Annotated in this window: 20 protein-coding genes; 15 read left to right on the forward strand and 5 right to left on the reverse strand. The window is 66.0% G+C overall.

The window, feature by feature from the left end; genetic code table 11:
- Positions 1–5: 5 nt before the first annotated feature.
- Positions 6–1,529: a sodium:solute symporter family protein gene (locus tag AC6EUH_RS12580; RefSeq protein WP_499738829.1), complete on the reverse strand. Its 1,524-nt coding sequence runs from the start codon at positions 1,527–1,529 to the stop codon at positions 6–8.
- A 310-nt stretch (positions 1,530–1,839) separates the two neighbouring features.
- Between AC6EUH_RS12580 and AC6EUH_RS12585 the strand changes: the two genes are divergently transcribed.
- The 11 genes from AC6EUH_RS12585 (at position 1,840) to AC6EUH_RS12635 (ending at position 16,234) form a co-directional block, all read left to right on the forward strand.
- Complete coding sequence (locus AC6EUH_RS12585; RefSeq protein WP_056424651.1) at positions 1,840–2,415, forward strand: helix-turn-helix domain-containing protein; 576 nt, start codon at positions 1,840–1,842, stop codon at positions 2,413–2,415.
- 150 nt (positions 2,416–2,565) lie between these two features.
- Entirely contained in the window at positions 2,566–3,654 is a 1,089-nt protein-coding gene (speB, locus tag AC6EUH_RS12590) for an agmatinase (protein ID WP_056424655.1), read from the forward strand.
- The gene (locus AC6EUH_RS12595) at positions 3,651–5,315 is read left to right on the forward strand and encodes a thiamine pyrophosphate-binding protein (protein ID WP_056424657.1); all 1,665 of its coding nucleotides are present in this window, start codon (positions 3,651–3,653) and stop codon (positions 5,313–5,315) included. The genes speB and AC6EUH_RS12595 overlap by 4 nt, the downstream gene beginning before the upstream one ends.
- A gap of 181 nt (positions 5,316–5,496) precedes the next feature.
- Positions 5,497–5,976: a MarR family winged helix-turn-helix transcriptional regulator gene (locus AC6EUH_RS12600; RefSeq protein WP_056424660.1), complete on the forward strand. Its 480-nt coding sequence runs from the start codon at positions 5,497–5,499 to the stop codon at positions 5,974–5,976.
- Positions 5,977–5,986: 10 nt separating this feature from the next.
- The gene (locus AC6EUH_RS12605) at positions 5,987–7,723 is read left to right on the forward strand and encodes an MDR family MFS transporter (protein ID WP_499738830.1); all 1,737 of its coding nucleotides are present in this window, start codon (positions 5,987–5,989) and stop codon (positions 7,721–7,723) included.
- A 248-nt stretch (positions 7,724–7,971) separates the two neighbouring features.
- Positions 7,972–9,705 carry an ABC transporter ATP-binding protein gene (locus AC6EUH_RS12610; RefSeq protein ID WP_499738831.1) on the forward strand — a complete coding sequence of 578 codons (1,734 nt, stop codon included), beginning with the start codon at positions 7,972–7,974 and terminating at the stop codon, positions 9,703–9,705.
- Between the two features lie 131 nt (positions 9,706–9,836).
- On the forward strand, positions 9,837–11,780 hold the full coding sequence (locus AC6EUH_RS12615) for an ABC transporter ATP-binding protein (protein WP_499738850.1): 1,944 nt from the start codon (positions 9,837–9,839) through the stop codon (positions 11,778–11,780).
- Positions 11,781–11,848: 68 nt separating this feature from the next.
- Positions 11,849–12,277: an acyl-CoA thioesterase gene (locus AC6EUH_RS12620; protein ID WP_056426504.1), complete on the forward strand. Its 429-nt coding sequence runs from the start codon at positions 11,849–11,851 to the stop codon at positions 12,275–12,277.
- A 133-nt stretch (positions 12,278–12,410) separates the two neighbouring features.
- Entirely contained in the window at positions 12,411–12,671 is a 261-nt protein-coding gene (locus tag AC6EUH_RS12625) for a hypothetical protein (RefSeq protein WP_056424665.1), read from the forward strand.
- A gap of 76 nt (positions 12,672–12,747) precedes the next feature.
- Positions 12,748–14,979: an McrB family protein gene (locus tag AC6EUH_RS12630; RefSeq protein WP_499738832.1), complete on the forward strand. Its 2,232-nt coding sequence runs from the start codon at positions 12,748–12,750 to the stop codon at positions 14,977–14,979.
- Positions 14,966–16,234 (forward strand): 5-methylcytosine restriction system specificity protein McrC, encoded by a 1,269-nt coding sequence (locus AC6EUH_RS12635; protein WP_082492569.1) that lies wholly within the window; start codon positions 14,966–14,968, stop codon positions 16,232–16,234. The genes AC6EUH_RS12630 and AC6EUH_RS12635 overlap by 14 nt, the downstream gene beginning before the upstream one ends.
- Positions 16,235–16,256: 22 nt before the next feature.
- Here AC6EUH_RS12635 and AC6EUH_RS12640 read toward each other — a convergent pair whose 3' ends face one another.
- The 3 genes from AC6EUH_RS12640 to AC6EUH_RS12650 all read right to left on the reverse strand — a co-directional run bounded on the left by AC6EUH_RS12640 (position 16,257) and on the right by AC6EUH_RS12650 (position 17,592).
- Positions 16,257–16,550, reverse strand: a complete 294-nt coding sequence (locus tag AC6EUH_RS12640) for a hypothetical protein (RefSeq protein ID WP_499738833.1) — start codon at positions 16,548–16,550, stop codon at positions 16,257–16,259.
- A 114-nt stretch (positions 16,551–16,664) separates the two neighbouring features.
- Positions 16,665–17,096: a very short patch repair endonuclease gene (locus AC6EUH_RS12645; protein ID WP_056424669.1), complete on the reverse strand. Its 432-nt coding sequence runs from the start codon at positions 17,094–17,096 to the stop codon at positions 16,665–16,667.
- Positions 17,097–17,157: 61 nt separating this feature from the next.
- Positions 17,158–17,592 carry a pyridoxamine 5'-phosphate oxidase family protein gene (locus AC6EUH_RS12650; RefSeq protein WP_056424672.1) on the reverse strand — a complete coding sequence of 145 codons (435 nt, stop codon included), beginning with the start codon at positions 17,590–17,592 and terminating at the stop codon, positions 17,158–17,160.
- Between the two features lie 269 nt (positions 17,593–17,861).
- Here AC6EUH_RS12650 and AC6EUH_RS12655 point away from each other — a divergent pair, with 269 nt between their 5' ends.
- A complete protein-coding gene (locus AC6EUH_RS12655) occupies positions 17,862–18,452 on the forward strand; it encodes a DUF6318 family protein (protein ID WP_499738851.1) in 591 nt (196 codons plus the stop codon).
- A gap of 71 nt (positions 18,453–18,523) precedes the next feature.
- Positions 18,524–19,375 carry a hypothetical protein gene (locus tag AC6EUH_RS12660; protein ID WP_499738834.1) on the forward strand — a complete coding sequence of 284 codons (852 nt, stop codon included), beginning with the start codon at positions 18,524–18,526 and terminating at the stop codon, positions 19,373–19,375.
- A 31-nt stretch (positions 19,376–19,406) separates the two neighbouring features.
- Here the strand turns inward: AC6EUH_RS12660 and AC6EUH_RS12665 are convergent, their stop codons facing one another.
- A complete protein-coding gene (locus AC6EUH_RS12665) occupies positions 19,407–20,744 on the reverse strand; it encodes a GAF domain-containing protein (RefSeq protein ID WP_499738852.1) in 1,338 nt (445 codons plus the stop codon).
- 203 nt (positions 20,745–20,947) lie between these two features.
- On the opposite strand from AC6EUH_RS12665, the gene AC6EUH_RS12670 reads away from it, so the two are divergent.
- Together AC6EUH_RS12670 and AC6EUH_RS12675 are read left to right on the forward strand one after the other, a co-directional pair.
- Entirely contained in the window at positions 20,948–22,738 is a 1,791-nt protein-coding gene (locus AC6EUH_RS12670; protein ID WP_499738835.1) for an NAD(P)/FAD-dependent oxidoreductase, read from the forward strand.
- 136 nt (positions 22,739–22,874) lie between these two features.
- Complete coding sequence (locus AC6EUH_RS12675; protein WP_499738836.1) at positions 22,875–23,930, forward strand: 2,3-butanediol dehydrogenase; 1,056 nt, start codon at positions 22,875–22,877, stop codon at positions 23,928–23,930.
- Positions 23,931–24,012 lie beyond the last annotated feature (82 nt).

Raw genomic sequence — 24,012 nt, forward strand, 5'->3', positions numbered from 1 at the left:
GGACCCTAGTGGGTCAGGACGGGGACCTGTTCTTCCTCGGCGGCGCCGCCGGCGACGCGGCGGTGCCAGTTGGCCATGACCGCGGGGTCCGTCGGCTTGGTCAGCAGGGACACCGCAATGTAGACCACTGCGGAGGCCAGCAGGCCGAAGTAGATCGGCTCGTTGGCGTAGATGCCGTCGAGCGGGACCTCGGCGTTGATCTCCAGGACGATCATGGTCCCGAGGGTGATGACCGAGCCCACCGCCATGGAGGCGGCGGCGGCCACGCCGGTGCCGCGCTTCCAGACCAGGCCGCCCAGGATGGCGACGAGGAGGCCGCCGACCAGGATGTCGTACGCGATGGTGAGGGCTGCGACGACGTCCTTGGTGATGATGGCGATGACGATCGCAACGATCCCGAGGCCCAGGACCCACATGCGGTTGGCCTTGACGTCGTGCTCCGGGTTGTCCGTGTCATCGGTGTTGATGTTCTTGCCGAACCAGCTGGCGACGAACGGCAGGACGTCGGCGCGGGCCACGGTGGCGGCGGCGATCAGGGCGCCGGAAGCCGTGGACATCATGGCGGCGACGGCCGCGGCGAGCACCAGGCCGCCGATGCCGATCGGGAGCAGGTTGGTGGCGACCTCCGCGTAGACAACGTCCTTGCCGAGGGCCTTGACGTCGATGTCCGGCAGCGCGACGCGGGCGCCGAGGCCGATCAGGGCGCCGGCCGCACCGTAGAGGATGCAGTAGATGCCGGCCGTGGCGCCGCCCCAGCGGGCCACCGTGGGGGTCTTGGCGGTGAAGACGCGCTGCCAGATGTCCTGGCCGATCAGCAGGCCCAGGGTGTAGACGACGAAGTACGTAATGATCGTCTGGATGCCGATGCCGTCAATCTGGAAGAAGCTGGCATCCACGCGGGCCCGGATGCCCTCGAAGCCGCCGGCTGCGTTGAGCGTGAAGGGCAGCATCAGGAGGAAGATACCGACCGTCTTGATGACGAACTGGACCTGGTCGGCCAGCGTGATGGACCACATGCCGCCGATGGTCGAGTAGACCAGGACAATCGCGCCGCCGATGGCGATTGCGAGGGCGCGGTCCCAACCGAAGAGCACCACGAAGATGGTGGCGTAGGCGCCGGTGGAGGTGGCGCAGAGCATCAGCGTGTAGGCCAGCATCACGATGCCGGACGTCTGGGTGGCGTTGCTGCCGTAGCGCAGGCTCAGCATCTGGGACACGGTGTAGATCTTGAGTTTCTGGATGGTGCCGGCGAAGAGCAGGCTGAGCAGCAGCACGCCGGCGCCGATTGCGACCACGAGCCACATGCCGGAGATGCCGAACTTGTAGCCCAGGCCGACGCCGCCGACGGTGGAGGCGCCACCGAGGACGACGGCGGCCATGGTTCCGGTGTAGAGGAACGGGCCGAGGCGGCGGCCGGCCACCAGGAAGTCGCTGTTGTTCTTGGTGCGGGACTTACCCCACCACCCGAACGCCAGCATGGCGACCAGGTACACCACCACAATGGCGATGTTGACGAAACTTGCGTCCATTAAGGGCTCCTCAGAGCTGTTCGGAGCACGGCTGAACCCGCCGGCGCTCAACAGGGCGCGGGGGCTCAGGTGCTTCTTGACGGGTACGGTGACGGACTGCCGGCGGAAGGGTCCCTGGGTAAGGTACTCCACCACGCCTTTTGGCATCTATTGCCTAATAGGCAACACTTGTTGCCAAACAGTATGTTGTGATCCGGGTAACAGTCAAGACGCATTACGCGGCGCGGGCGGATCCGGTGTTCCGCGGGTGCCGTCCCGCTAGTATTGCTCCAACAATGGGGCCGAGCGGCCGGCCGTGAAAGGTTCCTACATGAAGGCTCTACCAGTTGAACCGAGCAACGTTCCCGTTGCCATCGGTTCCCGGATCCGTGCCGCGAGGCAGTCGCAGCGGCTCACCATCGAGCAGGTGGCCGATGCCACCGGGCTGACCAAGGGTTTCCTCAGCCGGGTCGAGCGCGACCTCACATCACCGTCGGTGGCGTCCCTCGTGACGCTGTGCCAGGTGCTCTCCATCTCGATCGGCGATCTCTTCGCCGCCCCGGAAACGCATCTCACCAAGAAGAACGAAGGTCCACGGATCTCGTTGGGCGGCGAGGGTATCGTGGAGCGGCTGCTGACGGCGCGCTCGGAGCGCCGCGTGCAGATCATCCAGGCCGTGATCGAGCCCCGCGGCCGCGGCGAATCGGAACTTTATGCGGTGGACTGCGACGTCGATGTCCTCCACGTGGTCAAAGGCAGCATCCGGCTGATCCTCACCAACGAGGAATTCGAACTGCACACGGGGGACACCGTGACCTTCCCGGGCCGCGAGCCGCACACCTGGGTAAACCCGACGGATGACGCCGTCGAGGTCCTCTGGGTGCTGGTCCCAGCCGCCAGTCGCTAGGTCCGGCGGGGGCGCCGTTGTAGCTGGGCAGGAACGTCGCGACCCGCGCCCGCAGACGAGCATCGGTAAACATTTGATGCACAAGAGGCAACTTCGAGTGTATGATGGCTGTCACACCCGTCGGTCAATCCTCGAAGGAGAGGCTTTCTTTTGGAAGAGCTGCGCATCGAGGCCAATGGCAACCTTGGCCCCATCGATTCATCCCGCATTCCGCGCTACGCGGGAGCCGCCACCTATGCGCGCCTGCCGCGGCTGGACCAGGTCGCGAAGGCGGACGTCACCCTGGTCGGCGTCCCCTTCGACTCGGGCGTCTCCTACCGCCCCGGCGCCCGCTTCGGGTCCAACCACATCCGCGAGGCCAGCCGCCTGCTGCGCCCGTACAACCCGGCCTGGGACGTCAGCCCCTTCGAAAACATCCAGGTGGCCGACGCCGGCGACATGGCTGTCAATCCCTTCAATATCAACGAAGCGATCGAGACCATCCAGCAGAACGCCCTGGACCTGACCGCCTCCGGCAGCAAGCTGGTCACCCTCGGCGGCGACCACACCATCGCGCTGCCGCTGCTGCGCGCGGCCGCGGAACGCGCCGGCGAGCCCGTTGCCATGCTGCACTTCGATGCGCACCTGGACACCTGGGACACCTACTTCGGTGCCGAATACACCCACGGCACGCCGTTCCGCCGCGCTGTCGAGGAAGGCATCCTGGACACCGAGGCCATCAGCCACATCGGCACCCGCGGCCCGCTCTACGGCAAAAAGGACCTCGACGACGACCACCGCTTCGGCTTCGGCATCGTCACCTCCGCCGACGTCTACTACCAGGGTGTGCTGGAAACCGTCGCCAAGGTCCGCGACCGGATCGGCAACCGCCCGCTCTACATCTCGGTGGACATCGACGTGCTGGATCCCGCCCACGCGCCCGGCACCGGAACCCCGGAAGCCGGCGGCATCACCAGCCGCGAGCTGCTGGAAATCATCCGCGGCTTCCGCGGCATGAACCTCGTGGGGGCCGACGTCGTCGAGGTCGCCCCCGCGTACGACCACGCCGACATCACCGGCGTCGCGGCCAGTCACGTCGCCTACGAACTGGTCACCCTGATGGCGGACCGCGCCGTGGAAGGCGACCGCTTCGGTGCGGCCACCGGCTACGCCGCCCAGGCCCTCGGCCAGGAATCCCGCCGCCCGGCCGGCTTCGCGACTCCTGCGTCCCCGCGCGTCCAGAGCGGGGTGTCCCAGTGACGGACGTACGCAACGGCGGCGACCTCGTCGTCGAGACCCTTGAAGCGCTCGGCGCCAAGACCGTCTTCGGCATCCCGGGCCAGCACGCCCTGGGCCTCTTCGACGCGATGGGCCGCGGAAACCTGCACTTCGTCTCCTCCCGGGTGGAGAACAACTCGGCCTTCGCCGCTGACGGCTACTCCCGCGCCACCGGCGAGGTGGGTGTCCTCTTCCTCTCCACCGGACCCGGCGCCCTGACCTCGCTGGCCGGGCTGCAGGAGGCCTACGCCACCGGCGTTCCCATGGTGGTCGTCGCGAGCCAGATCCCGCTCGAAGGACTCGGCGCGCGCCGCAAGGGCATGCTGCACCAGCTCGATGACCAGAAGGCCTCGGCCGCGAACGTCACCAAGAGCCAGCGGCTGATCCAGCACGCCTCCGGGATTCCCTCCGCCATCCAGGACGCCTGGACCGAGGCGATCTCCTCGCCCCAGGGACCGGTGTGGCTGGAAATCCCGCAGAACGTCCTGCTGGATCCCATCATGGTTCCGCCGGTGGAGGACGCCCTCGCCGAGGCCGCCGACAACCCGCCCCGCGTGGAACTGGTCCGCGAAGCCGTGAAATGGCTCTCGACGGCGGAACGTCCCGCCATTATCGCCGGCGGCGGCACCCGCCGCGGCCGGGCCGAAAAATCGTTGCTCTCCATCGCCGAGAAACTGCGGGCGCCGGTCATCTGCACCCCCGGCGGCAACGGCGCGTTCCCGTGGAACCACGAGCTCTCACTGCAGTCCTGGATCGAGGACCAGCACATGACAGAGCTGCTCGAAGACGCCGACGTGCTGATCGTCATCGGCTCCTCGCTGGGTGAAGTGACCTCCAACTACTTCACCTTTGAGCCGCGCGGCAGGATTATCCAGATCGACGCCGAACCCCGCGTGCTGGAATCCAACCGCCCCGGCCTGGGCATCCGGGCCGACGCCGGCCAGGCGCTCGACGCCCTCGACGCTGCCCTGACGGAACCGCACGGGGAGCGGGCGGACTGGCACGGCACCTCACCGGAAGCCTTGGTCAAGGAATCCCTGGCCAAGGTCAAGGCCCGGCTGGAATCCCAGGACCTCGGCAAGGAACTGAAGTTCATGGCGGACATCCGCGAGGCCGTCCCCTCGGCCATGCAGACGTTCTGGGACATGACCATCTCCGCATACTGGGCCTGGAGCTGCTGGGACGCCCGCGAAGGCCAGTTCCACTCCGCCCAGGGCGCCGGCGGGCTGGGCTTCGGCTTCCCCGCGGCGATCGGCGGCGCCGTCGGCCTGGAAACCACCGGCAGGCCCGGCGGTTCGGCCCGCGTGCTCGCCGTGTCCGGCGACGGCTCGGCGATGTACTCCATTTCCGAACTGGCCACGGCCAAGCAGCACAACGTCCCGGTCACCTGGCTGATCGTGGACGACGGCGGCTACGGCATCCTGCGCGAATACATGGTGGGCGCCTTCGGTAAGGCCACCGCCACCGAACTTGCCCGCCCCGACTTCGTGAAGCTGGCGGAGGCGTTCGGGGTTCCGGCCGTCCGCGTTGCCCCCGAGGACGTCGGGGACGCGCTCAAGGCCGGATTCGCCGCCGACGGACCGAACGTCGTCGTCGTCGAGACCCTGCTCAAGATGTTCGCCCCCACCCACCTGGAGGCATAAGCACCTGGACGTCTGAGCACCACGCTCCACGCCTCTGCGAGAACAAGCGCGGACCGGCAGCACTGCTGCCGGTCTGCGCTTGGCGTTTAAGCCGCCAAGCCCCCAGAAAACAGGGTTAGTTTCCCAAAGTAACTAATTTCCGGTATATTTGTTGCCTTAGGCAAACAAAAGGGGAGCCGCTATGGCAGTCGCGCCGGACACCGCCGCCAAACTCGTCCACCAGATCTTCGACCTGCAACGCGCCGTCCGATGCGTCGCCGCCCTGAAGCTGCGCGGCGAGGACACCGGCGTGGCACTGCAGGGCGTCCTGCGTTTCGTGGGGGAGGGGGAATCCCGCGCCACAGCGCTGGCGGAACGGCTCGGCGTCAGCGCCCCCGTCCTCAGCCGGCACATCGCCGAACTGGAGGAACAGGGCTACGTGGTCCGCCGGCCCGACCCCCTGGACGGCCGGGCGCAACTGATCGCGCTCTCCGCGTCGGGGGTCGAAAAACTCCGCGCCATCGAGGACCAGCGCGCCGCCACACTTCTCGGTTTCCTGCAGGACTGGAGTGAGCAGGACGTCGAGGAAACCACCAATACCCTGCAGAAACTTGCTGAGTCCCTCAGGACATCAGCCCGGGCAACGACGGCCGGATCCACCACCACGACCGACATTGTTTGAGGAGCACCCCATGACAGCAACCACAGAGAAGCCACCCGCCCCGGCGGCGGTGATGACCCACCGCCAGATCATGGAAGCCCTCACAGGCCTGCTGGCCGCGTTCTTCACCGCGATCATCAGCAGCACGATCGTCGCGAACGCCCTGCCCACGATCATGTCCGAGCTCCATGGAACCCAGACGGACTTCGCCTGGGTCATCACCGCTGCCCTGCTGGCCAACGCCGCCACCACGCCGATCTGGGGCAAGCTGGCCGACCTCTTTAACAAGAAGCTCCTGGTCCAGCTGAGCATCGTGATCTTCGTGGCCGGGTCCGTTATGGCAGGCCTGTCGGAGACCATCCCGCTGCTGCTGACCGCCCGCGTTATCCAGGGCGTCGCTATGGGCGGGCTCACGGCACTGGCCATGGCCATTATCGGCTCCATCATCCCGCCCCGCGACCGCGGCAAGTACTCCGGCTACATGGGCGCCGTGATGGCCGTGGGCACCGCGGGAGGACCGCTGCTCGGCGGTTTCATCGTGGACAGCCCGCTGGGCTGGCGCTGGACCTTCTTCGTCTGTGTCCCGCTGGCCATCATTGCCCTCATCCTGCTGCAGGTCACCCTGAAGCTGCCGCACGTCCGGCGCCCCGCGAAAATCGACTGGCTCGGCTCCATCCTGCTGACCTCCGGCGTGAGCCTGCTGCTGATCTGGGTGTCCTTCGCCGGCAACCCGGATTACTACGACTGGTGGTCCTGGCAGACCGTGGCCATGGTGGGCGGCGGCGTGGTCCTGCTGGCGCTGCTGGTCCTGGTGGAATCCAAGGTGCCGCAGCCCATCATCCCGCTGAAGATCATTTCGCAGCGAACCACCGCCCTCGCCATCCTGGCCTCAATCGCCGTCGGCGTCGGGATGTTCGGTTCCTCCGCGTTCCTGGGCCAGTACTTCCAGGTGGCGCGCGGCGCATCGCCCACCGAAGCGGGGCTCCTGACCCTGCCGATGATCGCCGGCAACCTGATCGGTTCCGTAGTCTCCGGGCAGCTGATCAGCCGGACCGGAAAATGGAAGCGGTACCTCGTGGCGGGCGCCATCCTGCTGATCAGTGGCCTCGGACTGACCGGAACCATCGATCACACCACCGAACTCTGGCAGACCGGTGTGTACACCGCGATCCTCGGCATCGGTCTGGGCCTGCTGATGCAGAACCTCGTCCTGGCAGTCCAGAACACCGTGCGGGCCAGCGACATCGGAACCGCCAGCGCCTCCGTCGCGTTTTTCCGGTCGGTGGGCGGCGCCATCGGCGTCTCCGTCCTGGGCGCCATCATGGCCAACCGCGTCAAGGAACTCGCCACCGAGGGACTCGCTGCCGCGGGGATTCCCGTCAGCGGCGGCGCCGGCGCCAGCATGGACCTCAAAGACATGCCGGAACCCGTCCGCGAGATCATGCGCGCCGCCTACGGAGACGCCACGGCCCAGATCTTTATGGTCTCCGCGATCATCGGGCTGGTCGCCCTGGTTGCGATCCTCTTCATCAAGGAAGAACCGCTGCGGCGCACCGTGGACATCGTCAACCCCTCGTCAAAGGGTGTCGACGGCGGCGGCCCGGCCCCGTCTGCAACGGCCCCGTCCGCTGCGACTGCGGTTGAGTCGGCGGCGCCCGTCTCGGCCGCGTCCGCCAGTCCCATGGCAGGGACCGGAATCGTCGACCTCGACCGGGAATTCGTTGACGTGCTCAGCCGGCAGCGCGAAAGTCAGCGCCGGGGCGACTGAGTGGGGGAGTGGCACGCTGGCCGGCCCGGACAGGGCCGGCCGCGGGCTCCCCGGGAGATCCGGGCGCGAAAAGTACGCCGTTTGGATGATTTTCGGTCGCCGATGTTCCACCCGGGCTGGTCGTTTCGTAGAGTTGGATGGCTATGGCTGTCGGCCCCCTTTGCTACTACTGGGAGCATCCGGTTGATGTTCCCCGCCAGGCACTTCTCCAGCCTCATTTATTCGGTATCTCCTAAGGACTCGTGGGCATGCTTGTCACTCTTATACGGCGCTATTCGAAGCCGTATCTGCCGTACATCTGGGCAGTCATTTTCTTCCAGCTGGCCTCCACCATCGCGGCGCTGTACCTTCCCAGCCTGAACGCCCAGATTATTGACGAGGGCGTTTCCCGCGGCGACACGGACTACATCTGGCGCACCGGCGGGGTGATGCTGGGCGTCGCCCTCATCCAGGTCGCCACCGCGATCGCCGGGGTGTACTTCGGGTCCAAAGCGGCCATGGCGTTCGGCCGCGACCTGCGCCGCGGCGTGTTCCGCCAGGTCACCAGCTTCTCCGCGAAGGACGTCAACGTATTCGGCGCCCCCACCCTGATCACGCGTGGCACCAACGATGTCCAGCAGGTGCAGATGCTCATGCTGATGGGCTTGAACTTCATGGTGGCCACCCCCATCATGTGCATCGGCGGCATCTTCATGGCTGTCCGGGAGGACGTCAACCTGTCCTGGCTGGTCTGGGTTTCGGTTCCGGTGCTCGTGGTGGTTGTGGGCTACCTCGTGGTTCGCCTGATGCCGTTGTTCCGGTCCATGCAGACGAAGATCGACCGGCTCAACGGCGTCCTCCGCGAACAGATCATCGGCATCCGCGTTGTCCGTGCTTTCGTCCGCGAACCCCACGAGGCCGAGCGCTTCGGCGCTGCCAACAAGGACCTGACCGACGTGTCACTGAAAATCGGTGCGCTGTTCGTCCTGATGTTCCCTGCGATCGGCATGATCCTGCACATCTCCACCGCGGCCGTGCTGTGGTTCGGTGGCCAGCGGGTCGACGCCGGCGAAATGCAGGTCGGCGCGCTCACGGCCTTCCTCCAGTATCTGCTGCAGATCCTGATGGCGGTCATGATGGGCACCTTTATGGCCATGATGATTCCGCGTGCCTCGGTCTGCGCGGACCGCATCGGTGAGGTGCTCGACGTCGAACCTTCCATCCACGAGGCACTCACCCCCGTGGCGCCGGCTGAGAAGGCGGGCCGGGTGGAATTCCGGAACGTGTCCTTCGCGTACCCCGGCGCCGAGGCGCCGGTGCTCAGCGACATCAGCTTCACCGCCGAACCCGGGCAGACCGTGGCGATCATCGGCTCCACCGGCGCCGGCAAGTCCAGCCTGCTGGCCCTGCTGCCCCGCCTCTACGACGCCGCCTCGGGGGAAGTGCTGCTCGACGGCGTCCCGGTCACCAACCTGGACCGGGCGGAAATCACGCAGCGCGTCGCCATGGTGCCGCAGCGGCCGTACCTGTTCTCGGGGACCATCGAGCACAACCTGCGCTTTGGCAAGCCCGACGCCACGGACGAGCAGCTCTGGGACGCCCTGACCGTGGCCCAGGCGGCGGACTTTGTGCGCGAGAAGAAAAACGGGCTCGGGTCACGGATTGCCCAGGGCGGCACCAACGTCTCGGGCGGCCAGCGCCAGCGGCTCTGCATCGCCCGCGCCCTTGTCACCGAGCCCAAGGTCTTCCTGTTTGACGACTCCTTCTCCGCCCTCGACGTCGCCACGGACGCCCGGCTCCGCCGGGCCCTCAAGGCTAAAACCGCGGACGCCACCGTGATCATCGTCGGCCAGCGCGTCTCCACCATCTCCGACGCCGACCAGATCCTGGTGCTCGACAACGGCCGGATTGTGGACCGCGGCACCCACGACGAGCTGCTGGAAAGTTCCAGCACCTACCAGGAAATTGTCGAATCCCAGCTGACCGCGGAGGCAGTGGCATGAGCACCAAAGAGAACGTCACGCCAAAGTCCGGCAGGCCCATCGCCACGGAACCCGACCCGCAGCTCACCGCGACGGAGCCGGACGACGATTTCTACGAGGAGGAATACAAGCCCGGCGAAGCCGACGGCGGCATGTTCGGCGACATTCCGGCCAAAAAGGCCCAGCACTTCTGGCCCTCCGCGAAGCGGCTGATGGGCCTGCTCAAGCCCGAGCGGGCCGGCATCATCGCCGTGCTCGCGATGGTGACGGTCGCCGTCGTCCTCAACGTCGTCGCGCCGCGGATCCTCGGCCAGGCAATGGACGTGATCTTCGCCGGCGTCATCGGCAAGCAGCTGCCAGCCGGCGGCAGCAAAGAGCAGTTCGTCGAAGGCCTGCGTGCCCAGGGCCAGGACAACTTCGCGGACATGCTCGCCCGGATGGATGTTATCCCCGGGGTCGGCATCAACTTCCAAGAGCTCGCTTTCCTGATCAGCGTGGTGCTGGTGATGTACTTCGTCGCCAACATCTTCCTGTGGCTGCAGGGCTACGTCCTGAACATCCTGGTCATGCGGGTGGTCCGCAAACTCCGCGACGACACCGAGAAGAAGCTCAACAGGCTCCCGCTGAACTACTTCGACACCCGCCAGCGGGGTGACATCCTCTCGCGGGTCACCAACGACGTCGACAATATCCAGCAGGCGCTGCAGCAGGCCTTCGCGCAGCTGGTGAACTCGGCACTGACGGTGATCGGCATCGTCATCATGATGTTCATCGTGTCCTGGCAGCTGGCGCTGATTGCCCTGGTCGCGCTGCCGCTCTCGGCCGTCGCCGCCGGCATCATCGGCTCCCGCAGCCAGAAGCTCTTCGCCGCCCAGTGGAAAAACACCGGCGAGCTCAACGGCCAGATCGAGGAATCCTTCTCCGGCCACGACCTCGTCCGGGTCTTCGGCCGCGACGCCGACATGCTGGACCGCTTCGACGAGCGCAACGAGGCCCTCTACAAGGCCAGCTTCGGCGCGCAGTTCGTCTCCGGCATGATCATGCCGGTCATGCAGTTCGTGTCCTACCTCAGCTACGTCGGAATCGCCGTCGTCGGCGGCCTCCGCGTCGCGTCCGGCGGGATGAGCCTGGGCGACGCCACCGCGTTCATCCAGTACTCGCGCGAATTCACCCAGCCGCTGGGCCAGATGGCGGGGATGGCCAACATGCTGCAGTCCGGTGTCGCCTCCGCGGAACGGGTCTTTGAATTCCTCGACGCCGAGGAACAGGACGCCGAGACCGCCACCGAGCAGCTGCCGGCCAAGACCGACGGCCACGTCGAGTTCCGGCACGTGTCCTTCAGCTACACCCCGGACAAGCCGCTGATCGAGGACCTGTCCTTCACCGCGGAACCCGGGCACACCGTGGCGATCGTTGGCCCCACCGGGGCCGGCAAGACCACCCTGGTGAACCTCGTGATGCGTTTCTATGAACTCCAGGGCGGCAGCATCACCCTGGACGGCGTGGACATCACCCATCTGAGCCGTGCGGAATTGCGCGCCAAGGTGGGCATGGTGTTGCAGGATGCCTGGCTCTTCGGCGGAACCATCTACGACAACATCCGGTACGGCAAGCTGGACGCCACCGAGGAACAGGTGATGGAGGCAGCGAAGGCCACCTTCGTTGACCGCTTCGTCCGTGCCCTCCCGGACGGCTACAACACCGTCATCGACGAGGAAGGCAACAACGTCAGCGCCGGCGAGAAGCAGCTGATCACCATTGCCCGGGCCTTCGTGGCCAATCCCTCGCTCCTGATCCTGGACGAGGCCACCAGCTCGGTGGACACCCGCACCGAAGTGCTCGTCCAGAAGGCCATGGCCGCCCTCCGCACCGAGCGCACCAGCTTTGTGATCGCCCACCGCCTCTCCACCATCCGCGACGCCGACACCATCCTGGTGATGGAGGCCGGCCGGATCGTGGAGCAGGGCGCCCACGCCCAGCTGCTGGACCTCAAGGGCGCCTACTACCGGCTGTACATGTCCCAGTTCGCCGGCGAAGACGCAGAAACGGCCTTTTCGGAAAACACGGCAAACGACGCGACGGCGGTGCACAGCTGAGCGCCGCCGGCGCTGCGGCAGAGTCCGCAGCAGAGTCATTGTCCCGGCGCATCGAGGTGCAGATCCCGATGCGCTGGGGCGACATGGACGCTTACGGCCACATCAACAACGTCCAGATCGTCCGGATCCTCGAGGAAGCCCGCATCGCGGCCTTCGGGCCGCCCCGGGGCGCCGGGCTGCCGGGCATCGAGCCCCCGGTGTCCCTCTTCAACGAGGTCCCGGAGGGGACCCTGGCGTTGATCGTGGAACACAAGATCCGTTACGTCCGGACCCTCGAGTACCGCAACGTACCCGCTCTGGTCCAGCTCTGGATCGGCGCGGTGAAGGGTGCCAGCTTTGACATCCACTACCTCGTGCAGGATCCCGTCACCCGCGAAGACTGCGTCCGGGCCACGAGCCACCTGGCGTTCGTGGACGAGGCCACCGGCCGGGTGCTCAGGCTGACGCCGGAGCAGAAGGAAAAGCTCGCCCGGTTCACCCCGGTCCACGCCGGGTGAGCCATTCCGGGTGAGCCATCCGGCGGAGCCGGGGAGGCAAATCCGGTCCCATGGACTCTATCTCGCTCCACGGATCGTCCCTAGAATGAACCAACCCGCGGGCAGTCCGCCCCGAAGCCAAGGAGCACGAGTCATGGTGACCAAACGAGCACGCAAGAGGAACGCCCAGAAGAAGACCTGGAAGGAACTCTCGCCCATGGCGAAGTTCGGGACGATTTCCGCCGCACTCGTCCAGCTTTCGATGCTGGTCGCCGCGCAGCGGGACATCACCCGCCGCCCGGCTGAACAGATCCGCGGCAGCAAAACGTTGTGGCGGATGGCGACCTTGGTCAACTTCGTCGGACCAGGCAGCTATTTCACGTTTGGCGTCAAGCGCGGCCGCGCCGCTAAGTAAGGAAACGCGCTACCGTTCAGTAACTTCGGGGCGGACCGTGATGCGGGCTGTCAGCTTAAGCCTGTAAATTGAAAGCATGACCCCAACCAAAAAGCCTGCCATGCACCGCGCCCTCGGCATCTCCAAAGAGATCGAAGACGCGGCGTGGTTCGTTTTGGGGCCGGGGCTGCACGGTAAAGCGTCGGCCCTGGACGGACGCACCAAAACATGGTCGGTGCAGGCCGCAGCGGAGCTCCTCGACCGCCTCGAACGCGGGGTGCCGGACCCCAAAGCTCCCATGATGACCAACCTGCGGCAGAACCTTCAGGACGCTTCCCGGGGCGCCAAGCAGCTGGCGGTCGAGCTGCTCTTCCTGCAGTCCCTGCCTCTGGCACACGAGGTGAAGTCCCTCAAGGTCAAGCGTGCTCGGGTGGCCGAGGCTGCGTCCTGGCTGGAGCCGCCCCTGGAACTGCCGGACGAGCTGTACGCCGGCATGACGGATCACGGAGTCATCCGTGACCGCACCGCCGAGTTCAACTGGACCATCTGGGACCACCTGAAATGGCTCTGCCGGTTTGTGCAGCACGTCGCCCAGCGTCCGGCGGGCGCCGTCGCGGCGGCCGTCAAGGATCCGCTGGCATTCCACCAGCTGGTGGCCGGCACCCCCGATGACCAGCCGGCCATTCGCCGGAGCATCGAATTCCTGGTCTGGCCCAGCTACTTCGAGCCGGTGGTGGCCGATGTCGAACGCCAGGAGATCCGCGACGCTTTTGCCTCCCTGGTGGGCGGGGCGAAGGGCGACAGCGACGAGGAAGTTTCCGCGGACATCCACCGCATCCGGCTGCACCTCGACGAGCAGGCCGGCCAACGCATCGACTGGTACTCCCGGCAGCTGGTGAGCCAGTGGCGGAAGGTGGGCGACCCCGGCCGCCGCGCCTGGCTGCTGCGCACCCACCACGACAACGCTGACCTGCTTGGCACCTGGCAGGCCGAGGAATCGGTGACGCTCGACGTCGAGCACCTCCGCCTGCTGGACCCCGGCGTCACCGCCGGGCTGGTCCAGCATGCCGTGGACGAGGACTACAAGCACCTCGGCTACGTGGAACGCGAGGACACCAAAACCGCCGTCTTCGCCTTCCTGACCGTGATGAAGCCCGGAGACCTGACCCTGTACCAGAGCTCGGGCACCGTCCGCGTGGGGGTGGTCCTCGGTGAGCCTGAGCACCACGAGGACAACCGCCGGCTGCGCCGCAAGGTCCGCTGGTTCGACGAAACCCACAACATGACCGAGCTGCCCCGCCACGTGCAGCGCCAACTGGCCACCTCCGGCATCGTCGTGGACATCACCCGCGTCATCCAAGCCCTGGAAGCGCTTCTGCCCGCCGAGGCGGAAGCCGAGCCCGACGACGGTACGGAGCCGGCCGCCGTCGTCGCACCCGCCTGTGAAGGGTTCCGCCCGCTGACGCCGGAGTTCGCCGCGTCCCTGCACATGGACCTGGAACCGCTGCAGGAGATCGCCGAACTGCTGGAGGAGAACCGCCAGCTGGTGCTCTACGGCCCGCCCGGAACCGGCAAGACGTACCTGGCCAAGCACCTGGCGGCCCAGCTCGCCGGCGACACCACCGATGAACGCGTCAAGCTGGTGCAGTTCCACCCCTCCTACGCCTACGAGGACTTCTTCGAGGGTTTCCGGCCGGACAAGACTGAGGAAGGCCAGGTGTCCTTCAAGCTGGTCGCCGGGCCGCTGCGCCGGATCGCCGAGGAAGCCGCCAAGCCGGGGAACGAGAGCAAGCCGTACTTCCTGATCATCGATGAGATGAACCGGGCGAACCTCGCGAAGGTTTTCGGTGAGCTGTACTTCCTGCTCGAATACCGCGACGACCGGATCTACCTGCAGTACAGCCCCAACGAGCCGTTCACGCTGCCGGACAACCTCTACATCATCGGCACCATGAACACAGCTGACCGGTCCATTGCGATGATGGACGCCGCCATCCGCCGCCGCTTCTCCTTCATTGAGCTGCACCCCAAGACGGAACCGGTGAAGGGCTCGCTGCTGCGGTTCCTGCAGGCCCGGGACCTGGACACGACGCCGGCGCTGCTCATGGACGCACTCAACGACGCCATTGACGAGTGGGACCGCGACCTTATGATCGGCCCGTCCTACTTCATGAAGAAGTCCGCCCAGACGCCCAAGGGCCTGCGCCGGATCTGGAAGTACGAGCTGATGCCGCTCCTGGAGGAGCACTACCACGGCCAGCTGAACCGGGCCCAGCTGGAGGAGCGCTTCGGCCTGGACCAGCTCCGTGACCGCCTTGCGCGCGTCTAGCCAGCCGCGGCCGGCCGGCCACGGCGCACCGGGTTCGCCGCCGGTCCGCCGGATCGTCCTCGACGAGCTCTCCGGCGGCGTCGTCGACCGGCTCGACCCTGCCAGCGCCGCCTTTGTCAACGGCAGCGGCCTGGCCAACGCCTCGCCCATGGGCATGGGCCTGTACCGGATCGAGCCGGTGGGGAAGGTCGGCTCGGTGCGCACGCCGACCGTGCAGCTTGAGGTGCGGCCCAAGGAACGGCTGGGCCTGGGCCGGCTCCTGTTCCTGCTGGGCTACGCCGGCGACCAGGGCTTCCGGGAGGACTCCGTGGCCGCGGTGGAGGAAGCGGATCTGTGGAGCGCGCTGGCCGAGTCGCTGGCCCAGCTCGCGGACCGTGCCCTGAGCCGCGGTGTCCTGCAGGGCTACCTCAACGTCGACGAATCACTCCGGACGGTCAAGGGCCGGATCCGCATTTCCGACCAGATCTCGCGGCGGCCCGGCATGCTGGTGCCGCTGGAGGTCTCCTATGACGAGTTCACGGAGGACATTGCCGAGAACCGCGTCCTGCGGGCGGCGCTGGAACGGATGTCGCAGGTCCCGGGGGTGCGGCCGGAGGTGCTGAGCCGGCTCCGCCAGCTCAAGGGCAAGCTCGCCGCCGTGACCCGCCTGCAGCCCGGCGCGCCCTTGCCGGTGTGGCGGGCCAGCCGGATGAACACCCGTTACCAGGCGGCGCTGCGGCTCGCCGAGGTGATTCTGCGCCACGCCTCGGCGGAGGCCGGCGACGGCACGCAACAGTCGGCGTCGTTCGTGGTGGACATGTCCGTGGTGTTCGAGGACTTCGTGGGCACGGCGCTCCGCGAGGCCATGGCCGCCTACCCGGGGGAGATGCGGCTCCGGTACAACGCCCTGCTCAACGAGGCTGTGCGCGACTCGGACCGGATCGTGGTGCAGCCCGGCGCCGTCCACCTGCTGGGAGGGCGGCCGGTGATGGTCTACGACGCCAAGTACCAGGCAGCGGCCGACGCCGGTGCTTCACTCTCGGGGGACCACTACCGGATGCTGGCGTACTGCACGTCCCTGCGCGTGCCGACGGCCTGGCTGGTGTACCCGGGCGCGGGGGAGATCAAGCTGCGCCGGATCCTCAACACGGACATCGACGTGGTGGAGTTTCCGCTGGACCTGTCGCGGCCGCCGTCGGAGATCCTGGCCTCCGTGGCGGACCTCGCGCAACAGTCGTGGGGCGAAGTGGTGCGTCAGGCGACCATCAGCCGCTGACGCACCTCCTTCGGACGCGCCGCTAGCTGGCTTCCTGCTCCACGGAAACAGACAGGAGGTGGTTCAAGAGCGCCTTCTCAGGCTGGCCGGGGCAGTTGGCGAGATGCCACCGGAGTTGCTCCCGCACCTGCGCCTCTTCCGGCCTGGTGTCGGAGAGAATGGCGTCAATGATCGCGGAAACCTGCAGGCGCAGGGGTTCCAGCTCCTCATCGACCTCGGGGGACCGCCGGAACTCCTGCGGCCGGTAATCGGGTGACGACTTCGAGGGCCGAGTTACGGTCCTCAGCGACGTGGTGGACCTCAGCAAGTGCGGCATCTGGCGCTCTCCCGTGGAGTAGAAAAGTTCGAGTAAGTGCGGACCGGTAGGGTCCTTGTCCCCGAGTTCGCATGTTACCTGAGACACATCGGTATGTCGCCTCTGGCGCGACGATCAATTTTGTGTCGTGTCCAGGAATTCGTCCAGTCGCTGCTCCAGCACGGACACATCTTTGAGCTCGCACTCCCAGACGGTGAGGACGTCCCAGCCCGAGTGCTCCAGCAGGCGGCGTTGCTCGGCGTCGCGGTTCCGCGTCCGGGTGCGTTTGGTTTCCCAGAACTCGGCGTTGGCCTTGGGGGCGTGCTGCCCCACCCGACAGTCGTGGAAGTGCCAGAAGCAACCGTTGACGAAGATGACTTTGTGGCGGCCGGCGAAGACCAGGTCCGGGTTACCCGGGAGACGTCCGCCGCGGGTGGTGCCGTGCAACCGGTAGCGGTAGCCCTTGGCGTGAAGCAGTCTTCGGACCAGCAGTTCGGGCTTGGTGTTCTTGCCGCGGATCCTGGACATGTTCCAGCTGCGCCGCTCGGGGGTCAGCTTGTCGGCCATGGATTAAGTCTAGGCGGCAGGGACCGGCCGAGCCGGCGGCGTTGCCGACGTCGAACGGTTGCTAGATCTCCCGCTCCGGGTGCTCGCCAAACTGGAAGTGACGTCCGCTGACCTTGGTCGGCTCGATCTCGACGTAGAAGTCCTTCAGGGTGGGCACCCACGGCTTGAGCCCCAGCGCCTCAGCCGCCGCGATGTCGGCGGATTTGTCCAGCACTCGGGCCGTGCCGCGCAGGACAACCGACCAGGCCTCCTCGGAGAGGATGCCGTCCGTCTCGAACAGCACCTTGGCGTTGATGGTCAGTTCCGCGAGTTTGTTGCCAGGGGCCGTCCGGAGGTAAAGCTTCCGGCCGCTCACGGCGTAGTTGACCGGGAAGATATCGGGTTCGCCGCCCACGATCACCACCAGCCTGCCGTGCTTGGTGCCCTCAATCAGCTTCCAGCTCTGATCGTCGGTGAGTACGAGGATGGGGTTGTCGTCTGGATGTTCGAAGATCATGGGTTCATTGTTCTGGCCGGGGTACAAAAGCGCCAGAGGCTTGTGCGGGGAAATCGGTGTGACTCGAAGCACTTATGCGGTGGTGCGTGCGGTCAATCGGGCGGCTGTGGATAACCTTGATGCCCGAAATGTGATGTCGGTTACCCTTAAGGCATTGTTTGGCTGCACGCGTCTTGATTTTCTATCGGGGGGAATAGCTGACCATGACATCCCGCACTTCATCCTTCGGCCGCCGCAGGCGGATTTGCGCTGTCTTGGTTGCGCTCAGTATGTTGCCAGTCGCGGCCTGCACCGGCGGAGGAACCACGCCGGGTGCAACAGCCGCCCCCGTGACATCGAGCCCGACGCCGTCGGCGACGCCCACTGCCACCCCCACGCCGACGGCCAGCTACAAACCCGCGGACGCCTCAGGCAGGGCGCAGAACGTCCCGGTTCCAGTGCTGCCGGAAGCTGCGAAGGTGGAGACGAAGGCAGGTGCAATTGCCTTCGCTAAGCACTGGTACACAGTTCTTAATTACGCCTACCAAACGGGAGATTTCGGGCCGATGGAGGCTGTCACGGGCACCGCATGTCGTATGTGCGCGAAGGTTCGCCCGGGCATTGTTGAGTGGAACTCAGGCGGACGCTGGATTGCCGGAGGCCTTGTTGTCGTCAAGGGGGCGTTCACCGAGTTTGTGAGGACGGCCGAGGGTAATTATCAAGTGACCACACAGTTGGAACAGCCTGTCGGGTTCCTCTATCGGGCAGATTCAACTGTCGAGAAGTCCGTACCTGCATCTCAGGTTCTCGCCGACATTATGACGGTTCGCTTTACCGAAGGCAGATGGACTGCGCTGGACGTTGACCGGCTCGGTGTATGAAGCGAGGAGGGGGTCTTCGTGGCTGGCTTGGGCGCAGTTCCAGGGTCTTAGTCGCTGTCATTCTGATATCGATGTCAGCCGGCTTACCTGCTGCCGCCGATACCTCGGACGTGTTCTGGAACTCAGCCGGCGTTGGCGTTTGGCGGTACGACGCTTCCCTCAAGGTCTGGGTGGACGCGCCGAACACGGTTCCCGAGAGTCCGTATCAGTACAGGTTCGATTACCTGTGCCTAGTGGACAACAATGCTTTTGATCTCGAGTGTCTCGCCGCGACGTCAGAGTGTAATGCCGGCGAAAACGGGCGTCCGGTCAGATGGTGGTGGAAGTTGGTAGTCGCGGGCCCGAACGATTGGAGCCGAATTACCCCGGACCGCTGTGTGTACTCCGAAAAGCCTGATGACGTATTGGGTAGGATCGCTGCCCAGATTCAAATGAGGTTCCGGCAACTCCCCGTCAATGCGGGCAACTCCGTAATGCAGCCGAGCCCGCACACACTCAGGGGTGCCGAGACCAACTTCTACGCAGAGGCCCTTGAGCAAGTGTTCACTGTAGATATGCTCGGTCAAAGCGTCTCGATCGTCGCAAAACCCGTCCAGTACACCTGGAACTACGGCGACGGCAGCTCGCTTGGGCCGCAGACTGCGGCCGGGGGACCCCTCCCGCAGGACCGCTGGGGCGAAAAGACCGCCACCAGCCACGTCTACACCGCGACCGGCGATTTCCGAGTGGTGCTGACCACCCACTTCCAGGGGACCTATTCGGTCAACGGCGGCCCGCCGTTGCCCATCCCGGGCCAAGGGCAATTCAGCTCACCGCCGCAGACCGTCAGCGTCTGGCGCTCCATCACACGGAACTATGCTGACGACTGCCTCCGCAACCCGCAGGGTCAAGGTTGCCCCGGCGTCGCGCCTCGTGCACCTTAAACTTGAGCCGTCGGCCCCGAAGGCGTGGCAGTTAAGCCCGCAGCTCCCGGTCGAGCCGCTCCATCCGGGCGCTCACCAGCTGACAACGTGGATCCTGGGGTCCCATCAGTGTGGCCGCCGCTGCTGCGGCCGCTGTGTCCGAAGATCCCATGTCACTGGTGCACCACTGAAGCATTAACCCGGCGTCACCGCTGGCCCGGACAGAGGCGCCCATGGCTTCATTGAGCTCGTCGCGCATAAACCCGATCGCGAGGTTGCTCGAACGGTTGAGAAATTTGGCCCCATACGCGGCGAAGGCTTCGGCAACCCGGCCGTCCCGCAAATGGCAAGCCACCTCTGAGGCATCAGTGACCACCCGGACGGCGGACGAGAATCGGTAGGGGTTCGCTTCCACGACGTTGCCCAGGAGGCTGCGTATCCGGTGCATCTCGGTCCGGATCGCCGCAGCGGTGCCTGCGTCGCCGTGGATCTCGTAGGCAAGTTCATCGGCGCTCCAGCCCTGGGTCCGGGATGCCAGCAGGGCCAGGATCTCGGCGCGGCGCAGTGTCAGCGGGCGGCGGGCGCCGCCGTCGAGGGCCGCGGACGGAGCGTCCCCCAGCAGCCGGAGCGTCAGCTGTGACCGGACCCCTATCTCGGGGCGTCCCGCAGCGGCAGAGGCAGCAGGCAGTCCGGTCCTGGGGCCGGCCGTCACGGGCGGGCTGGCGGATTTCAACAGTTCCTCAGCCAGCCGCACTCCACAGCGCACCAAGCGCAGGCTGTCCGGCGTGACGGATTCGAACGGGCCGGACACGTCCAGGACGCCGATGACTTCCCCCGTCAGAGGGTCGCGAATCGGGGAGGCCGTGCAGGCCCAGTCGTGATGCGTCCGCACCAGGTGCTCGGCCGAGAAGAGTTGAGCCGGGGCCCCCGTCACCAGGGCTTCGCTGATGGCGTTGGTGCCAACCCCGGATTCGGACCAGTCTGCCCCCTCCACGAACTCCAGGGAGTCCGCGAGTTTCAACGCCTGTTTACTGCCCACGCGCCACAGCACTTCGCCCTCGTGGTCGGTCACGATCAGCAGGTGGCGCCCGGTCGCGGTCTCGTCGGCCAGCAATTGGGACAGCGCCGGCATCACGGCCGCCAGCCGGTGGCCGGCACCCAGCGAACGCGCCTCGGACACTTCATGCCGGTGGATCGGACGGTGCTGGTCCGGATTGATGCCTAACGCGAGGGAGCGCTGCCAGGACTTGACGAGCGACGGCGAAAGATGCTGATTCGGATTGCCGGAGATAGTGGACTCGTGGGCCTTTCGCAGGGCGCGTGCATACTCCGCAGGCGCGGAAAACCTCAGGTCCGCTAGCTGCGTGATGGAACGGCTGCCCTGCCGCATGGTCATTGTTCCAACTCGCCCTCGAATCGTCGCACCCGGCCAGCATCCGCCCACTTGGCCGCCAGTGGCGCGGGCCAAGAGCTTGAGAGCCCTGTGTAACCCGATTGTAACCCCCTGCGGAATTTACTTGTGATGCGGGTCACTGCGTGGACTGAATGCCACGCAACGGGGCCGGCCCCCAGTTAGCAACGGAAAGAGGAAACATGCCTGAGACTCCAAACGGCGTGGTCGGGGCGTGGCTGGCGCAGTTCGATGAGGCGCTGCGCAGCCACAACACAGACGACGTGCTTGAGCTTTTCGACGACGATTCGTACTGGCGCGACTTCGTCTCCTTCACCTGGAACCTCAAAACCCTTGAGGGCAAAGAGGACATCCGGCGCATGCTGGATGCGACCCTGGACGACGTACAGCCCAGCAACTGGACTCTGGCCGAGGACGCCACCGGGGATGCCGCCAACACCGAGGCATGGGTTAATTTCGAGACCGCCCAGGCCCGGGGCTACGCCCACCTGCGGCTCCGGAACGGCAAGTGCTGGACCCTGCTCACCACGATGCAGGAGCTCAAGGGCTTCGAAGAAAAGAAGGGTGCCAACCGGGAGAAAGGGGTCGCCCATGAGATCAGCAAGGGCCGCAAGTCGTGGCTGGAGCTGAAGGAAGAGCAGGAAGCCCGCCTGGGCTACGAAGACCAGCCGTACACCGTCATCATCGGCGGCGGCCAGGGAGGGATCGGGCTCGGCGCGCGCCTGCGCCGGCTCGGCGTGCCCACCATCATCATCGAGAAGAACGACCGCCCGGGCGACTCCTGGCGCAACCGCTACAAGTCCCTGCACCTCCACGACCCCGTCTGGTACGACCACCTGCCCTACATCAAGTTCCCCGACGACTGGCCGGTGTTCGCGGCCAAGGACAAGATCGGCGACTGGCTGGAGAACTACACGCGGATCATGGAGCTGAATTACTGGTCCAAGACCGAATGCACCAATGCCCGTTTCGACGAAGCGTCCCAGGAGTGGGTGGTGGAGGTAGTGCGCGACGGCGAACCGGTCACCTTGCGCCCCAAGCAGCTCGTTTTCGCCCTGGGCGTCTCGGGGTATCCCAGCGTTCCAGCGTTCGACGGCGCCGAATCCTTCCTGGGGGAGCAGTACCACTCGTCCAAGCATCCGGGCGGCGGAGACTGGACCGGGAAGAAGGCCGTGGTCATTGGCTCCAACAACTCGGCCCACGATATCTGCGCCGATCTCTGGGAACACGGCGCAGACGTCACCATGGTCCAGCGGTCCTCCACGCACATCGCGCGCAGCGAATCCCTCATGGACCTTGCCCTCGGCGGCCTGTACTCCGAGGAAGCGTTGGCCAACGGGGTCACCACGGAGAAAGCCGACCTGCTGTTCGCGTCCCTGCCGTACCGGATCCTGCCCGAAGCCCAGATCCCGGTCTATGCGGAGATGGCCGAGCGCGACGCCGAGTTCTACTCCCAGCTGGAGGCCGCCGGCTTCGAACTGGACTTCGGCGTTGACGGCTCCGGACTGTTCCTCAAGTACCTGCGGCGCGGCTCCGGCTACTACATCGACGTCGGCGCCTCGCAGCTGATCATCGACGGCCGGGTCAAGCTCGCCAGCGGTGAGGTCGGCAAGATCACCGGGAACGCCGTCGTGATGGCTAACGGAATGGAGCTGGAGGCGGACGCCATCATCTACGCCACCGGCTACGGGTCAATGAACGGCTGGCTGGCCGACCTGGTCTCACCCGAGGTGGCCGACGCCGTCGGGAAGTGCTGGGGCTTCGGCTCCGATACTCCCAAGGACCCGGGGCCGTGGGAAGGCGAACTTCGCAACATGTGGAAGCCCACCAACGTGGACAACCTGTGGATTCACGGCGGCAACCTGCACCAAAGCCGCCACTACTCCAACTATCTGGCGCTGCAGCTCAAGGCCAGGATGGAAGGGCTGCCGACACCGGTTTTCGAACGTCAGCCAACGCACCACACGCGCTGACCCGGACGGACCGTGACAATGACAGCCCCGGGAACCACACTGGGGTTGACGGCCACTTTCCCTGACTATCCAACGACCCGCCGTGGATGCGCCTGACCGGGCGCATCCACGGCCCGTAACGCGAAGGAAAAACACCATGAAAGCAGCACGATTCCACGCCCGTGAGGACCTCCGGATCGAAGACGTTCAGGAGCCCGAGCTGCGCCCCGGAACGGTGAAAATCGCCGTCGCCTGGTGCGGGATCTGCGGGACGGACCTCCACGAGTTCCTGGAGGGGCCCATCTTCACCCCGCCGCCCGGAAGCCCCCACGTGCTTTCGCATGAGGCCGCCCCCGTCACCCTGGGGCACGAATTCTCCGGCACTGTCGAGGAACTGGGCGAGGGTGTGACCGGGCTCGCCGTCGGGGACAGCGTTGTGGTGGAGCCCTATATTGTCTGCAATGAATGCGGCCCGTGCCTCAGCGGTCACTACAACCTGTGCACCAAACTGGGCTTCATTGGCTTGGCCGGCGGCGGCGGGGGCCTGAGTGAGAAAATCGTCGTCGACACCCGGTGGGTCCACCCCGTCGGCGACATCCCGCTGGACGAAGCCGCCCTCATCGAACCCCTCGCCGTGGCCTATCACGCCGTCGGCCGGAGCGACGTCAAAGCCGGCGACGTCGCCGTCGTCGGCGGTGCGGGACCCATCGGTCTGCTGACCGCAGCAGTCCTCAAGGGCCTCGGCGTCACCACGATCGTCACCGAGCTGTCGGCGGCCCGGAAGGACAAGGCGGTTTCCTCGGGAGTCGCGGACCATGTTCTGGATCCGAGCTCCGACGACGTCAAGGCGCGGGTGCTGGAGCTGACTGAGGGCGCGGGGGCAGATGCAGCGTTTGAATGTGCCGGTGTGAATGCCGTGCTGGACACCATGCTCGACGTCGTGAAACCGGCCGGCGTCGTCGTTAACGTCTCGATCTGGGGACACCCGGCCACCGTGGACATGCAGAAGGTCGTCCTGAAGGAAATCGACCTCCGCGGCACCATCGCCTACTGCGGTGATCACGCGGCCGCGATCAAGCTCGTCCAGGAGGGCAAAGTCGATCTGAAGCCCTTCATCACGGGACGAATCGCCCTGGACGATCTCGTGGACAGGGGCTTCGACACCCTGATCCACCACAACGACACCGCGGTCAAGATTATCGTCCACCCGTAGTGATCCGAGTCTCAGGTGGAATAGTTGCAGGCGCCGGGCAGTTGCCGCCAGTGAACCCAATCCCTGGTGAAAGGAAATGCGC

This window comes from Arthrobacter sp. 001422645, assembly GCF_059816125.1.

Excerpts from the sequence above, each read along its gene's own strand:
- AC6EUH_RS12605 (WP_499738830.1), top strand. The coding sequence starts at position 5,987 with ATGACAGCAACCACAGAGAAGCCACCCGCCCCGGCGGCGGTGATGACC.
- AC6EUH_RS12580 (WP_499738829.1), bottom strand. The coding sequence starts at position 1,529 with ATGGACGCAAGTTTCGTCAACATCGCCATTGTGGTGGTGTACCTGGTC.
- AC6EUH_RS12610 (WP_499738831.1), top strand. The coding sequence starts at position 7,972 with ATGCTTGTCACTCTTATACGGCGCTATTCGAAGCCGTATCTGCCGTAC.
- AC6EUH_RS12620 (WP_056426504.1), top strand. The coding sequence starts at position 11,849 with ATGCGCTGGGGCGACATGGACGCTTACGGCCACATCAACAACGTCCAG.
- AC6EUH_RS12670 (WP_499738835.1), top strand. The coding sequence starts at position 20,948 with ATGCCTGAGACTCCAAACGGCGTGGTCGGGGCGTGGCTGGCGCAGTTC.
- AC6EUH_RS12645 (WP_056424669.1), bottom strand. The coding sequence starts at position 17,096 with ATGGCCGACAAGCTGACCCCCGAGCGGCGCAGCTGGAACATGTCCAGG.
- AC6EUH_RS12630 (WP_499738832.1), top strand. The coding sequence starts at position 12,748 with ATGACCCCAACCAAAAAGCCTGCCATGCACCGCGCCCTCGGCATCTCC.
- AC6EUH_RS12660 (WP_499738834.1), top strand. The coding sequence starts at position 18,524 with ATGTCAGCCGGCTTACCTGCTGCCGCCGATACCTCGGACGTGTTCTGG.
- AC6EUH_RS12655 (WP_499738851.1), top strand. The coding sequence starts at position 17,862 with ATGTTGCCAGTCGCGGCCTGCACCGGCGGAGGAACCACGCCGGGTGCA.
- AC6EUH_RS12675 (WP_499738836.1), top strand. The coding sequence starts at position 22,875 with ATGAAAGCAGCACGATTCCACGCCCGTGAGGACCTCCGGATCGAAGAC.
- AC6EUH_RS12640 (WP_499738833.1), bottom strand. The coding sequence starts at position 16,550 with ATGCCGCACTTGCTGAGGTCCACCACGTCGCTGAGGACCGTAACTCGG.
- AC6EUH_RS12625 (WP_056424665.1), top strand. The coding sequence starts at position 12,411 with ATGGTGACCAAACGAGCACGCAAGAGGAACGCCCAGAAGAAGACCTGG.
- AC6EUH_RS12600 (WP_056424660.1), top strand. The coding sequence starts at position 5,497 with ATGGCAGTCGCGCCGGACACCGCCGCCAAACTCGTCCACCAGATCTTC.
- AC6EUH_RS12585 (WP_056424651.1), top strand. The coding sequence starts at position 1,840 with ATGAAGGCTCTACCAGTTGAACCGAGCAACGTTCCCGTTGCCATCGGT.
- AC6EUH_RS12665 (WP_499738852.1), bottom strand. The coding sequence starts at position 20,744 with ATGCGGCAGGGCAGCCGTTCCATCACGCAGCTAGCGGACCTGAGGTTT.
- AC6EUH_RS12615 (WP_499738850.1), top strand. The coding sequence starts at position 9,837 with ATGTTCGGCGACATTCCGGCCAAAAAGGCCCAGCACTTCTGGCCCTCC.
- AC6EUH_RS12650 (WP_056424672.1), bottom strand. The coding sequence starts at position 17,592 with ATGATCTTCGAACATCCAGACGACAACCCCATCCTCGTACTCACCGAC.